General features: G+C 63.6%; 13 protein-coding genes. 4 read left to right on the forward strand and 9 right to left on the reverse strand.

Translation table 11 applies throughout. The features are described 5' to 3' along the window. Nucleotides 1-44: 44 nt before the first annotated feature. Nucleotides 45-725, reverse strand: coding sequence for a cell cycle transcriptional regulator TrcR (locus tag ACVWZA_RS18970; RefSeq protein WP_457312926.1), 681 nt, complete (start codon nt 723-725; stop codon nt 45-47). 376 nt (nt 726-1,101) lie between these two features. Here ACVWZA_RS18970 and ACVWZA_RS18975 point away from each other — a divergent pair, with 376 nt between their 5' ends. After that, the gene (locus ACVWZA_RS18975; RefSeq protein ID WP_457312927.1) at nt 1,102-1,479 is read left to right on the forward strand and encodes a VOC family protein; all 378 of its coding nucleotides are present in this window, start codon (nt 1,102-1,104) and stop codon (nt 1,477-1,479) included. A gap of 12 nt (nt 1,480-1,491) precedes the next feature. Here ACVWZA_RS18975 and ACVWZA_RS18980 read toward each other — a convergent pair whose 3' ends face one another. From ACVWZA_RS18980 to ACVWZA_RS18995, 4 genes are all read right to left on the reverse strand, one after another. Beyond that, on the reverse strand, nt 1,492-2,517 hold the full coding sequence (locus ACVWZA_RS18980) for a glycosyltransferase family 4 protein (protein WP_457312928.1): 1,026 nt from the start codon (nt 2,515-2,517) through the stop codon (nt 1,492-1,494). Nucleotides 2,518-2,522: 5 nt separating this feature from the next. Then, nucleotides 2,523-3,425, reverse strand: coding sequence for a UDP-2,3-diacylglucosamine diphosphatase (locus tag ACVWZA_RS18985; protein WP_457312929.1), 903 nt, complete (start codon nt 3,423-3,425; stop codon nt 2,523-2,525). Nucleotides 3,426-3,516: 91 nt separating this feature from the next. After that, complete coding sequence (locus ACVWZA_RS18990; RefSeq protein WP_457312930.1) at nt 3,517-4,134, reverse strand: glutathione S-transferase family protein; 618 nt, start codon at nt 4,132-4,134, stop codon at nt 3,517-3,519. 137 nt (nt 4,135-4,271) lie between these two features. Then, nucleotides 4,272-4,841, reverse strand: a complete 570-nt coding sequence (locus ACVWZA_RS18995) for a hypothetical protein (RefSeq protein WP_457312931.1) — start codon at nt 4,839-4,841, stop codon at nt 4,272-4,274. A 109-nt stretch (nt 4,842-4,950) separates the two neighbouring features. Between ACVWZA_RS18995 and ACVWZA_RS19000 the strand changes: the two genes are divergently transcribed. After that, complete coding sequence (locus ACVWZA_RS19000; protein WP_457312932.1) at nt 4,951-6,009, forward strand: helix-turn-helix transcriptional regulator; 1,059 nt, start codon at nt 4,951-4,953, stop codon at nt 6,007-6,009. Here ACVWZA_RS19000 and ACVWZA_RS19005 read toward each other — a convergent pair. The 4 genes from ACVWZA_RS19005 to ACVWZA_RS19020 all read right to left on the reverse strand — a co-directional run bounded on the left by ACVWZA_RS19005 (nt 6,006) and on the right by ACVWZA_RS19020 (nt 10,006). Then, nucleotides 6,006-6,518, reverse strand: a complete 513-nt coding sequence (locus tag ACVWZA_RS19005; RefSeq protein WP_457312933.1) for a hypothetical protein — start codon at nt 6,516-6,518, stop codon at nt 6,006-6,008. The two genes, ACVWZA_RS19000 and ACVWZA_RS19005, sit on opposite strands and share 4 nt — an antisense overlap. After that, the gene (locus ACVWZA_RS19010; RefSeq protein WP_457312934.1) at nt 6,515-8,224 is read right to left on the reverse strand and encodes a flotillin family protein; all 1,710 of its coding nucleotides are present in this window, start codon (nt 8,222-8,224) and stop codon (nt 6,515-6,517) included. The genes ACVWZA_RS19005 and ACVWZA_RS19010 overlap by 4 nt, the downstream gene beginning before the upstream one ends. A gap of 5 nt (nt 8,225-8,229) precedes the next feature. Next, nucleotides 8,230-8,841, reverse strand: a complete 612-nt coding sequence (locus tag ACVWZA_RS19015; RefSeq protein ID WP_457312935.1) for a YqiJ family protein — start codon at nt 8,839-8,841, stop codon at nt 8,230-8,232. A 160-nt stretch (nt 8,842-9,001) separates the two neighbouring features. Next, nucleotides 9,002-10,006: an NAD(P)H-quinone oxidoreductase gene (locus ACVWZA_RS19020; RefSeq protein WP_457312937.1), complete on the reverse strand. Its 1,005-nt coding sequence runs from the start codon at nt 10,004-10,006 to the stop codon at nt 9,002-9,004. Nucleotides 10,007-10,093: 87 nt separating this feature from the next. On the opposite strand from ACVWZA_RS19020, the gene ACVWZA_RS19025 reads away from it, so the two are divergent. Both ACVWZA_RS19025 and clpA read left to right on the forward strand, forming a co-directional pair. Beyond that, nucleotides 10,094-10,291 carry a DUF1192 domain-containing protein gene (locus tag ACVWZA_RS19025; RefSeq protein WP_457312938.1) on the forward strand — a complete coding sequence of 66 codons (198 nt, stop codon included), beginning with the start codon at nt 10,094-10,096 and terminating at the stop codon, nt 10,289-10,291. A gap of 139 nt (nt 10,292-10,430) precedes the next feature. Further along, nucleotides 10,431-12,749 carry an ATP-dependent Clp protease ATP-binding subunit ClpA gene (gene clpA, locus ACVWZA_RS19030; protein WP_457312939.1) on the forward strand — a complete coding sequence of 773 codons (2,319 nt, stop codon included), beginning with the start codon at nt 10,431-10,433 and terminating at the stop codon, nt 12,747-12,749. Nucleotides 12,750-12,884 lie beyond the last annotated feature (135 nt).

A 12,884-nucleotide genomic window follows, 5' to 3' on the forward strand; every position in this document is an offset into this window, starting at 1 on the left:
GCTGTCCTCCTGGAAGGGAGGAAGCAAGATGAGCGGGAACAGCTTTAGCGCTTGAACAGCGTGTCGGCGGTCGGTTCGGCGGAGACCGGCACGTCGCCCGCCTCGACCGCCTCGGCGTCGAGCGCGGCCTGTGCACGCTGCGCGCGCAATTCGATGATCAGCGCCTCGCGGTCGCCCTCAAGCCGGGTATCGACCGGTGCTTCGAGGCCGGCCGCCTTGGCCGCCTTGCCGACCGCCGCGTCGAGTTCGCGCTGTGTCGTCAGACCCAGGGTCACCGGATCCTTCGGCGTGATATTGGCGATATTCCAGTGACTGCGGTCGCGGATCGCGGCGATCGTGGTGCGGGTCGTGCCGATCAGATTGCCGATCGCGCCATCGGTGATCTCCGGGTGGTTACGGATGATCCAGGCGATGCCGTCGGGCTTGTCCGAACGCTTCGAAACCGGCGTGTAGCGCGGCCCCTTGGTGCGGCGGACCTGCTCGGGCCCTTTGAGGATCTGCAGCGAATAATCGGGGTTGGCCTGACCCTTGTCGATTTCTTCCTGCGTCAGTTCGTGTGCGCGCACCGGGTCGCGGCCGGTAAGCTTGGTCGCGGCGGTATCGTCGGCGATCGCCTGGATTTCGAGGATGTGCAGGCCGCAGAATTCCGCGATCTGCTCGAACGAGAGCGAGGTATTGTCGACGAGCCACGACGCGGTCGCATGCGGCATGAGCGGCTGAGCCATGGGGGAACTCCTTAAAAACAGAAAGGGCCGCCCCTTTCGGAGCGGCCATGTGCTGACGCCCGACTTACTGCGGATGACGCGGGGTGGCAAGCGTAGCGCGTTCGGTCGTCTAACCGGGTTTGGGAATCGGGCGGTTTCGTGCAATCGACAAGATCGTCATGCTTCGGGTTTGCGCTGTCCGGTCCGAAAGGTTATCATCACCCCGTCGAAAAAGGCAGGGTCGGATCACGGTAAGCCCGACCCCTTCCAATCGGAAGCTCTGCTCCACGCATCCGCGTGAGAACCCACGACGCGAGCCCGGCCTGTGCCCGGGGGCTCGCGTTGGGTGTGCCGGTCGTCCCTGGTTCCAGCGCGAGCTCTTTTTTGGAGCGATACAATGCGACTGAACCATCTCGACCTTCACGTGCCCGATATCGCCGCGACCCGCGATTTCCTGATCGACCATTTCGGCTTCAGCGAAGTCGAAACGCGCGGCAATGACGGATTGGCGATCCTGACCGACGATGCCGGCCTTGAGCTGGTGATCAGCCGGCCGATCGCGAAATTCGGTGGCTCGGACCAGGTGTCGATCGGCCGTGCGACCTATCATATCGGCTTTATCCTGCCGCAGCGCGAGGCGGTGGACGCGCTCCACGCCAGGCTGGCCGCGGCGGATGCGGAGATCTGGAATACGCCCAGCGCGATCCGCGGCGGCTGGGTATTCTATTGCTTTGCCCCGGGCCGCATCCTGATCGAAGTCGGGTGGCGCCCCTGAAACCTTTTTGCCTCAGGCCGCGATCGACGCCGCGTCGAACGCGGGGACGAGCGCGCTCAGGAATTGATGCGCGCTCGCTTCCCAGGTGAAGGTCCGGCCATAGGCGGCACAGGCGGGGCGGTCGCGGGTCAGCGCGGTGGCGATCGCCATGTCGAGGTCGACGTCCATCGCGCCGGTCCCGGGCGTCAATATGTCGATCGGGCCGGTTACCGGATAACCCGCGACCGGCACGCCGCAAGCCAGCGCCTCGATCATCACCAGCCCGAACGTGTCGGTCTTGCTCGGAAACACAAACACGTCGGCGGCGGCATAACAGGCGGCGAGATCGGCGCCGAAGCGGGGCCCAAGAAATTTCGCTTCGGGATATTTCGCCTCTAGCGCCGCGCGCGCCGGGCCGTCGCCGATGATCACCCGGGTGCCGAGCTGGCTCGTCTGCAGGAACGCCTCGATATTCTTTTCGACCGCGACCCGACCGACATAGAGCTGGATCGGGCCGGGCAGCGCCATGATCTCCGGGTCGGGTACGACATGGGTGCCGAACACCGATAGATCGACCCCCCTGCCCCAATGCTTGATCCGCGTCAGGTCATGTGACTTCAGCGTCTCGACGATCGACGGGGTCGAGGCGAGGATCGATTGCGCGGGCGAATGGAACCAGCGGATGTAGCGCCAGATCCATTCGGGATTTACACCCGTGCGCGCCGCGACATAATCCGGAAATTGCGTGTGATAAGCGGTGGTGAAGGGAAATTCCCGCGCTAGGCACCAGCGTCGCGCGGCGACGCACACCGGCCCTTCGGTCGCGAGATGGATCGCGTGCGGCGCGAAATCCTCAAGCATCTTGCCCACCGCATGAGTGCTGGCAAAGGCGAGGCGGATTTCAGGATAGGTCGGGCACGGCACCGAATAGAACAGATCGGGCGAGACGATCAGCACCTCATGTCCCTGACGTTCGAGTTCGGCACGGACCATTTGCAGGGTCCGCACGACCCCGTTTACCTGGGGCGTCCACGCATCTGTGGCGATCGCGATCCGCACCTTGGTCAGGCCGCCAACATCTCGATCTCCGCGGTCGCTCGGCCCGGCGGGTCATCGGGCAGCTCGCGCCTGGCGATCTCGTCGGCCCAATGAAGCAATTCCATGCGGCCATCGAAATGCTCGACCAAAGCGGTGCAGCCCTCGACCCAGTCGCCGTCATTATAATATTCCACGCCGCCGATGTCGCGGAACTCGGCGGTGTGGATATGGCCGCACACCACGCCGTCGACGCCGCGGCTGCCCGCCGCCTGCGCCACCACTTCCTCATAATTGGAAATGAATTCGACCGCGTTCTTGACCTTGGCTTTCGCATGCTTCGACAGCGACCAGTAAGGCAGGTCGAAAAAGCGTCGATACGCGTTTACCCAGCGGTTCAGGGCCATCATGAATTCATACGCCACATCGCCGACATGCGCCAGCCAGCGGTGGGTGAGCGTGATCGCGTCGAACTCGTCGCCGTGCAGGACCAGCAGGCGGCGGCCATCGGCGGTTTCGTGGATCGCCTTGCGGCGGATCGACACGCCGCCGAAATCGAGCCCGGAGAATTGCCGGAAGACCTCGTCGTGATTGCCCGGAATATAAATCATCCGAGTGCCGCGCTTGGCGCGCTTGAACAGCCGCCAGACAATGTCGTTATGCGCCGACGGCCAGTAGAACTTCTTCTTCAACCGCCATCCGTCGATGATGTCGCCGACCAGATACATCGTCTCGCTGTCGACATGGTCGAGGAAATCGATCAGCAACGCGGCGTTGCAGCCGCGCGTGCCGAGATGCACGTCGGAGATCCAGATCGTGCGATATTGCCGCCGCTGCGTCACGATCTTCTCCGGGATCACCGGGTCGGAATTCGCGAAATCGCCGAAACTCGCAAGTGAACCATCCATCGCGATCTTGGTGACGACGTTCATGACGTATCCCCGAATAGCTGCCCCAATGGATGCCGCTATGACGAGATCGTGTTACATTTAGAATCGTGAAGCGTGACAGTTTCGTGGCATTTCAGGCATCTAGTGTGACGTGCCCAGGTGTCGCCGCGACGCGGGCGAGCCATTTGCCGAGCGCCGGATAGCGTGCGAGATCGAACCGCCCCTCGTCCGCGACATGGGTATAGGCATAAAGCGCGATATCTGCGAGCGTCAGGCGATCACCGACGAAATAATCGTGGGTCGCGAGATGTTCGTCCATCAAGGCAAGCGCCGCGTCGCCCGCCGCGCGCCTGGCCGGCAGCTGCGCCTGTCGCACCTCGTCAAGTGCATCCTCGCCGATAAAGACATACCAGAAGCGCAGGGTCGCGACATTGGGTTCGTGATTATATTGTTCCCAGAACATCCAGCGCATCATGTCGGCGCGCTCGAACCTGTCTTCGGGGATCAGCGCCGATCCTTCCGCGAGATACAGGCAGGCCGCACCACTCTCCGGCAGGAAACGGTCGCCAACCTGGAGCACCGGGATGCGGCCATTGGCATTGACCCCGCCGAGGAACGCTGGCGTACGCGTCTCGCCCGCCATGATGTCATATTCACGCCGCTCGATCGCAATGCCGAGATGCGCGGCGGTCAGGCGGATCTTGTAGCAATTTCCCGAATTGGCGAATTCGTGAAGGATCAGGCTGGACATATCGGCTCCCCGGCTGGCGTGCCTTTAATGACGTGGCGGCGTGATGCGTCAAATCAAACGAACGCGACGATCGATAAGCAGGCCTTGTCTAACATTGCCCCGAACCCTCGGGCTCCGGATCCTCAGGCCCCCAGCCCTCAGGCGACCCGGGCCCAATCCATGAACCAGTTCTCCTTCCAGCGCTTGCCGCCGTCTCGCGACATGCGCTGATACCAGCGGCACGAGGTCGGCGTGATCCGGTCCCAGATGCCGTGCACCGTCACCTGCGTATCGCCATCCATTTCCTCCGACATAAAGGTGCCGACACCATCGACGAACACGCCGGTCTGGCCAGGCACGGTGACCACGCCCGACCGGCCATCGACCCAATGATCCGACCAGATCTTTTTCTCGACGTCGAGCAGGCGCAGCCCCATGCCGGAGAAATTGCGTGCCGGAATGCGCAGTTCCTCGACGCTGCATACGCCGGCCAGGATCGGCCGGACCGTCGCCTCACCGGGGAATTCGATCCACTCGCTATCGGTGCCGGGCTTGATCATGCGGTTATGGATTCGCCATTCGCCGGTGAGGAAGTCGAAATCGCCCGGCTTGCCCAGCGGCTGGGGCGGCGGCGACGCCGCGCTTGCCGTCGTGCCGCTCAGCGCGATTTGTGCGACCATCAATCCTGCCGCACCCTGCAGAACCATCCTGCGTCCGATATTTGCCATTGCCCTGTCCTTTTGTCGTTCGATGCGAACAGCTATGGACCGTGCTACCTGACACTTTTCGTCAGTTATTATAGGGCCGTCAGCTATTATCGGGGATAGTGCAAAAATCATGCGCGCCAGCCGGCTCCTCTCGATCCTGATCCTGTTGCAGCTCCGCACGCGGCTGACCGCCAGGGCATTGGCCGAAGAATTCGAAGTATCGGAGCGGACGATCTATCGCGATGTCGATTCACTCAGTGCGGCCGGGGTGCCGGTTTATGGCGATCGTGGTCCGGGCGGCGGGTTCCAGCTGCTCGACGGGTATCGCACGCGACTGACCGGGCTCGCCAGCGACGAGGCGGAGGCGATGCTGATGATCGGCTTGCCCGGGCCGGCGGCGGCGCTCGGCCTGGGGCCGGCGGCATCGCGCGCCAGGGGCAAGCTGCTCGCGTCGCTGACCCCCGGCGCGATCGACGGCGCGGCGCGGATCGGTGCGCGTTTCCATCTCGATCCGATCGACTGGTACCGCGACGACCAGCCGGCCGAACATCTGCCGCGCCTGACACGCGCAGTGCTCGATCAGCGGGAGGTCGAAATGCGCTACGAAAGCTGGACCGCGACGCATGACTGGCGGATCGAACCGCTCGGTTTAGTGATGAAGGCCGGCGCCTGGTATTGCGTCGCCGCGGCGCGCGGCAAGACCCGCATTTTCAAGGTATCCAATATCCTGTCGGCGACGACGCTCGACACGCTATTCGAACGACCCGCGCGGTTCGAGCTTGCCGCTTTCTGGTCGGAGGCAACCGAGCGGTTCGAAAACGAGCTGCGACAGGAGCATGCGCTGCTGCGCGCGTCGCCGATCGGCTTGAAGCGGCTCACCCGGCTCGGCGGCTATGCGGTTCGCGCGGTGCAAGCCGCCGGGCCGGTGGAAAGTGATGGCTGGGTGCGGCTGAGCCTGCCGGTCGAACGGCCCGAACAAGCGGCGCTCGACCTGCTGGCGGTCGGGCCGGAAATCGAAGTGATCGACCCGCCGGAGCTGCGTGCGGCGTTGCACGAACTGGCTGAGCAGATGATCGACCGAGCCGCACCGCGCCGCGCCGAGTTCGAACAAGCCGTAGCCGCCGACCGCTGGCACGAACAGCCGGGCACCGCTCTCTGCCCAAGCGGATATGGCCCGCACGTTACCTAGATAATCCCGGATGCCTCGCGCGCCGCGCGCTCGGCGCGACGTTGCAGCAGGTACCAGCCGATCAGCGCGACTGCGAACAGCCAGCCCCAGGCATATTTCCACCACGGGAAAATATAGTTGGTGTCGAGCCGCGCGCCGGGCTCCTTCTCGAGCTCAGCGATATAATCGTCGTTGAGCGGCACCATGCGATAGCCGTCCGCCTGCTCCTGGTAGAGCGCCAGACCAAGCTCACGATAACCGATCAACGGCAGGCGCATCACGCTGATCTGACGGAACGAATAACCAAGCTCGACCGGACTTTCGCTCGTGACCGGCGCCTTTGCCGCGCGGGTTACGGCAATGCCGGTATAGCGGAGAAATTCGCCGAACTTGGCCTGATCGGTTTGTGGCGGCAAATCGGCGACATGCGCGATCTCCGGCACGCTCCGGGCATTCCATTCCAGCGGCGAGAGATAGGCCGTGCCGGCATAGGCCAGCACGATCAATGCCAGCACGACGTGACGAATCACTTGTCATCTTCTCCCGAAACCGGGGCTGGGACCACAGCCGGGCTCGCCACGGGCACGGCCACCACCACTGATCGCGTCATCGCCTCAAGCGACGAGCCGTCGATGCCCAGTTCCTTCATCAGCCCGTCGATCAACGGCGCCTGGGCACGGTAGCGCAGCGCCGCCGACACCGCCGAATTGGCGAGGTTGCCCCCGCTATTCCCGCCATCGCCGTCGATCGCCACGCCGGCACCGCCATTGCCTTGCAGTCCCTCGACCTGGACGATCTTGATGCTGTCGATCGCCTCCATCGGCTTGGCCGCCTCGCGGATCATTTCGGGCAGCACTTTCAACAGCGCGAGCCTGGTCGCCATCGATATCTGGTCCGACGACAACAGGTTCGCCGCCTCGTTGACCGCGCGTTGGCCCGCCGCCTCGACTTCGAAACGGACCCGGTCTCCTTCGGCCCTGAGCTTGGCTGCCTCGGCCTCGCTTTGGGCGGTCAGCCGTACCGCCTCACCGCGGTCGGCTGCGGCTTGCTTCTCGGCCTCGGCCTGCACCTTGATGCCGATCGCGGCGCGTTCGGCTTCGCGCGACGCGTCGATCAGCTCGATGCGCTTCTCGCGCTCGGCGATCTCGGTTTCGCGCGCCGTGGCGACCTGTTCCTCCGCAGCGACGGCTTCGGCACGCGCCTTGTCGGCCTCGGCGCGCGACTGGCTCTCTTCGCGGCTCTTGTTCTGCACCGCGATCTGCTGCTCCTGCCGGGCCAGCGCGAGCGCCTGTTCCTGTGCGATCTGCGCTTCCTTGACCGCGCGATCGGCCTCGATCTGCGAGCTGTCGACCTTTTGCTTGGCCTCGATCTTGGCCTGATCGGCTTCGCGCGTGCGCAGCGCCTGTTCGCGCGCGACCTCGGATGCCTGGCCGGCACGCTTCAATTCGATCTCGCGCTCCTGTTCGAGCCGGGCGAATTCGGTATCGCGGCCGATCAGGAAGGACTGGCGCTCGGCCTCGAGGTTCTTGGTCTCGATCTGGATCCGCGTGTCCTGCTCGATGTCGTTGCGCGCTTTCTTGCGCAGCTCGATCTGCTCGGTCAGCTTGGTCAGGCCCTCGGCGTCGAACGCGTTATTGGCGTTGAAATGCTCGATCGAGGTCTGGTCGAGCCCGGTCAGCGAGACGGATTCGAGCTCAAGGCCGTTCATCGCCAGATCGGCGGACGACACTTGCTGCACCTTCTGCACGAAATCGGCGCGCTGTTCGTGCAGCTGGTTCATCGTCATGCCGGCGGCAACCGAGCGCAGCGCATCGACGAACTTGCCCTCGACCAGCTCCTTCAGCGCATCGGGATGCATGGTGCGCATGCCCAGCGTCTGCGCGGCGGTCGCGATCGACTGCGCGTCGGGACGCACGCGGACGTAGAATTCAGCCTTCACGTCGATGCGCAGCCGGTCGAGCGTGATCAGCGCGTCGGTGTTCTTGCGTTCGACCGCAAGGCGGACCGTGTTCATGTTGACCGGCATCGTCTCATGGAACACCGGCAGGACCAGCGCGCCGCCGTTGATCACGACCTTTTCACCACCGAAACCGGTGCGCACAAAGCCGATTTCCTTCGAGGCGCGCTTGTAGAGTTTGGCGAGGATCAAGCCGAGAATGAGCAGCGCGGCAAGGCCGACGCCGGCATAGATCAGATAAGGTATGATCGACCCGGACTGGGTTACGACGTCGTTCATTGCGATCAGACTCCGATATACGGCAGGCGATGGTCGCCGCGGGAAATGGCACGAAAGATCTGGCCCTCGCGGCGCACGAGCAGGATTCGCTCGTCTTCCTCGAAGACCTGGTCGGGCGCGTTGGGCTCGACCATGACGTAATGGGCCTGGCCATGCTCGTCCTCGACCCGCGCACGGGCGGGCGAGCCATAAGCGGCACGACCCGTGACGATGCTGCCCGCCTCCCCCACCAGATCGTCGAGCGAAATGGCGGTGGTGTGATCGCGCGGCAGGATGCGCGCGAGTCCGCGGGCGGCGAGACCGGTTGCGGGTAGTGCGGCGGCGAGTGCGGCGGGAATTGCGAACCACGGATCGAGCAACGCGCCGGTGCTGTCATGGATCGCCTGCTGCCCGATCAGCCCGATCATGCCGAACATGGCGAGGAACACGACCAGCAGCATCAGCAGCGGCAACTTTCCGACCCCAAGCCAGCTGAGCAGATCGGGATGCGAATCGAAATCGCCGTCGATGTGCGCGTCATGGCCAAGCCCGACCAGTTGCACGACGCCGATCAACAGCATCAGGACGATGGCCGAAACGAAGACGAAATTTTCCGGCGCCCCGAGAAACGCTAACATGCCACCCTGCCCATGGCGGCAATTGTAGTGCCCCATGCTGCGCGCGCTACCGAAATCGGAACCAGAGTGGCGATACAGATGGTTAGCGGAGCCTCTCCACAGCCGTCATGCCCGCGCACGCGGGCATCCCGCTTCTTCTCCGCAACCCGCGAGGCGCACTCTACGCCATCATCACCAGTACGATCTTGCCGACATGGTCGCCTGCCTCCATCCGCTCATGCGCGGCCGGTGCCTCAGCCAGCGAAAATGTCCGGTCGATCACCGGCTTCAGCCGCCCGGCCTCGACATGCGGCCACACCGTGCGCGCCAGTTCGTCGGCGACCAGGCTCTTGAACACGGTGTCACGCGGACGCAGCGTCGATCCGGTCAGAGTCAGGCGGCGGCGCATGATCTCGAAGATCGGGATCGTCGCAGTCAGGCCGCCCTGCACCGCGATCGAGACGTGGCGGCCGTCATCGGCGAGGCACTGCATGTTGCGCGGCAGGTAATCGCCACCGACCATATCGAGCACCACCGCGCAGCCCTTGCCATCGGTGATCGCCTTCACCTCGGCGACGAAATCCTGCGTCTTGTAATTGATCGCATGATCCGCGCCCAACGCCCTGGCTGCGGCGCATTTCTCGTCCGAGCCGGCGGTGACGATGATGGTCAGGCCAAATAGATTGGCGAGCGCGATTGCCATCGTGCCGATGCCGCTGGTGCCGCCATGGACCAGCACCACGTCGCCCTCCGACGCGTAACCGCGCTCGAACAAATTGGTCCACACGGTGAACAGCGTCTCGGGCATCGCCGCCGCCTCGACCATCGACAGCGCTTCGGGCACCGGCAGGCACTGACCCCAGGGCGCGACGGCGTAGTCGGCATAAGCGCCGCCACTGATCAGCGCGCACACCGGCTGGCCAAGTGCCTCGGCCATGACACCATCGCCAAGCGCCACCACCGTCCCGGATATCTCCATGCCGAGAATCGACGGTGCGCCGGGCGGCGGCGGGTAGAGGCCCTTGCGCTGCATCACCTCGGGCCGGTTGACCCCTGCGGCGGCGACGCGGACCAGCACTTCGCCGGGACCGGGCACCGGCACCGGGCGCTGGACGACGCGCATCACCTCCGGCCCTCCGGGAGCTTCCGGGTCGATCGCCTGCATCATCGTTGGAATATCGTTCATCGATCCGCCGCCCCATTTCGCCGGATAAAATCACTCTGGCCGGTCGCGTTATTGACATCGCGGTTCGTGCGGTCAACGTTGTCGATCATGGATTTGGACGAGATCCTTCCGAAAAGAGGCGGCGACCCGCTGGCCGAGCTGACCCGGCAGGATCTCGACCCGCTGTCGGTTGCCGAGCTCGAGGGGCGCATCGCGGCACTGGAGGCGGAAATCGAGCGCACGCGCGGAAAGATGCAACGCGCCGTTAACCATCGCGAAAGCGCTAACGAGCTATTCAAGCGATGAGCATTGGCGCTCCGGCAGGCTGGAAGAGCCGGGGCGTTTTTCAAGTGCTTGATGCGGGCGCCTTGCCTTCCAACATTAGTGGAAAGGGCCGTCCGCATTCGCAGCGGCCCGCCCCGATGCCCGAATGGGAGTAACCTGAATGCCTAGTTTCGCTTCCGCGCTCGAGACCACGCTGCACAAGGCGCTCGAAGCCGCGTCGTCGCGTCGCCACGAATATGCGACGCTGGAGCATCTGCTGCTCGCTTTGGTCGATGACGAGCATGCGTCGAACGTCATGTCGTCATGCGGCGTCGATCTCGGCGAGCTCAAAGCAACCGTCGCGCACTATCTCGACACCGAGCTTGAGGCGCTGAAGGTCGACGCGGCCACCGATCCTTCGCCGACCAGCGGTTTCCAGCGCGTCGTGCAGCGCGCCATCCTCCACGTGCAGTCTTCGGGCCGCGACGAAGTAACCGGCGCCAATGTTCTCGTCGCCTTGTTCAGCGAGCGCGAAAGCTACGCCGTCTATTTCCTCCAGCAGCAGGACATGAGCCGCCTCGATGCCGTCAGCTTCATCTCGCACGGCGTCGGCAAGGGTGGCGCTGTTCCCGAAGCGCGCGAAGTGAAGGGCGCGGAAGAAGAAAAGGCGCAGAAACCGGGCGGCGATAAGGGCAAGAGCGAAAGCGCGCTCAAGCAGTTCACCGTCGATCTCAATGAAAAGGCCAGGAACGGCAAGGTCGATCCACTGATCGGGCGCGGGCCCGAGGTCGATCGCACCGTGCAGATCCTGTGTCGCCGTTCGAAGAACAATCCGCTCTATGTCGGCGATCCCGGCGTCGGCAAAACCGCGATCGCGGAAGGCCTGGCGCGCAAGATCGTCGAAGGCGACGTGCCCGAAGTGCTGCTGCCCGCGGTCATCTATTCGCTCGACATGGGCGCGCTGCTGGCTGGTACGCGGTATCGCGGCGATTTCGAGGAGCGGCTGAAAGCGGTCGTCAACGAGCTCGAAAAGCTGCCCGATGCGATCCTGTTCATCGACGAGATCCACACCGTGATCGGTGCGGGCGCGACCAGCGGCGGTGCGATGGATGCGTCGAATCTGCTGAAACCGGCTTTGTCGGGCGGCACGATCCGGTGCATCGGATCGACCACCTACAAGGAATTCCGCAATCACTTCGAGAAGGACCGTGCATTGCTGCGGCGCTTCCAGAAGATCGACGTCAATGAACCGACGATCGAGGACACGATCAAGATCCTGACCGGCTTGCGCACCGCGTTCGAGAATCATCACTCGGTCAAATACACTCCCGACGCGATCAAGTCGGCGGTGGAACTGAGCGCGCGCTACATCAACGACCGCAAATTGCCCGACAAGGCGATCGACGTGATCGACGAAGTCGGCGCGATGCAGATGCTGGTGCCACCGAACAAGCGCAAGAAAACGATCACCACGCGCGAGATCGAGGCAGTGATCGCAACGATGGCGCGCATTCCGCCGAAATCGGTCTCGACCGACGACACCAAGGCGCTGGAAAGCCTGGAGACCGATCTCAAACGAGTGGTATTCGGCCAGAATGCCGCGATCGAGAAGCTCGCTTCGGCGATCAAGCTCAGTCGTGCTGGCTTGCGCGATCCCGACAAGCCGATCGGCAATTATCTGTTCACCGGCCCGACCGGCGTCGGCAAGACCGAAGTCGCCAAGCAGCTTGCCAGCATCATGGGCATCCCGCTGCAGCGCTTCGACATGTCGGAATATATGGAACGCCATTCGGTCAGCCGGCTGATCGGTGCGCCTCCCGGCTATGTCGGTTATGACCAGGGCGGTCTGCTGACCGACGCGGTCGATCAGCAGCCGCATTCGGTGCTGCTGCTCGACGAAATCGAAAAGGCGCATCCCGACCTGTTCAACATCCTGTTGCAGGTGATGGACAACGGCAAGCTGACCGACCACCACGGCAAGACCGTCGATTTCAGGAACGTCATCCTGATCATGACGACCAATGCCGGCGCGTCCGACATGGCGCGCGAGACGCTTGGCTTCGGTCAGCTGTCGCGCGAAGGCGAGGACGAACAGGCGGTGCAGAAGATGTTCACGCCGGAGTTCCGCAACCGGCTGGATGCGATCGTGCCGTTCAGCTACCTGCCGACCGACGTGGTCGCGCGGGTGGTGGAGAAGTTCATCCTCCAGCTCGAACTGCAGCTTGCCGACCGCAATGTGCACATCAATCTCGACGACGAATCCAAGGCGTGGCTGACCACCAAGGGTTATGACAAGCTCTACGGCGCGCGCCCGATGGGCCGGTTGATCCAGGAAAAGATCAAACAGCCGCTCGCCGAGGAATTGCTTTTCGGCAAGTTGGTCCATGGCGGCGAAGTGACGGTGAAGATGAAGGACGGCGCCTTGGTCTTCGAAGTCATCGCCGCGGCACCGAAAAAGCCCAAGAAAAAAGGCAAGGCCGAAACCGTCAGCGCGAAGTAACTACGTTCGCTAATGATGCAGGAGGGCCGGGCGAAAGTCCGGCCCTTTTGTTGTATGCGGAACGCATCCATTCGATGGTTTAGCTGCGCCCTCCCCTGTCACCCCCGCGAGAGCGGGGGCCCGCTGCCTTGCCCC

This window comes from Sphingomonas sp. UYAg733 (genome assembly GCF_054057355.1).

Bases quoted from the DNA above. Each gene is read 5' to 3' on its own strand.
- ACVWZA_RS18970 (WP_457312926.1), bottom strand. From the start codon at position 725: ATGGCTCAGCCGCTCATGCCGCATGCGACCGCGTCGTGGCTCGTCGAC.
- ACVWZA_RS18975 (WP_457312927.1), top strand. From the start codon at position 1,102: ATGCGACTGAACCATCTCGACCTTCACGTGCCCGATATCGCCGCGACC.
- ACVWZA_RS18985 (WP_457312929.1), bottom strand. From the start codon at position 3,425: ATGAACGTCGTCACCAAGATCGCGATGGATGGTTCACTTGCGAGTTTC.
- ACVWZA_RS18990 (WP_457312930.1), bottom strand. From the start codon at position 4,134: ATGTCCAGCCTGATCCTTCACGAATTCGCCAATTCGGGAAATTGCTAC.
- ACVWZA_RS18995 (WP_457312931.1), bottom strand. From the start codon at position 4,841: ATGGCAAATATCGGACGCAGGATGGTTCTGCAGGGTGCGGCAGGATTG.
- ACVWZA_RS19000 (WP_457312932.1), top strand. From the start codon at position 4,951: ATGCGCGCCAGCCGGCTCCTCTCGATCCTGATCCTGTTGCAGCTCCGC.
- ACVWZA_RS19010 (WP_457312934.1), bottom strand. From the start codon at position 8,224: ATGAACGACGTCGTAACCCAGTCCGGGTCGATCATACCTTATCTGATC.
- ACVWZA_RS19015 (WP_457312935.1), bottom strand. From the start codon at position 8,841: ATGTTAGCGTTTCTCGGGGCGCCGGAAAATTTCGTCTTCGTTTCGGCC.
- ACVWZA_RS19020 (WP_457312937.1), bottom strand. From the start codon at position 10,006: ATGAACGATATTCCAACGATGATGCAGGCGATCGACCCGGAAGCTCCC.
- ACVWZA_RS19025 (WP_457312938.1), top strand. From the start codon at position 10,094: ATGGATTTGGACGAGATCCTTCCGAAAAGAGGCGGCGACCCGCTGGCC.
- clpA (WP_457312939.1), top strand. From the start codon at position 10,431: ATGCCTAGTTTCGCTTCCGCGCTCGAGACCACGCTGCACAAGGCGCTC.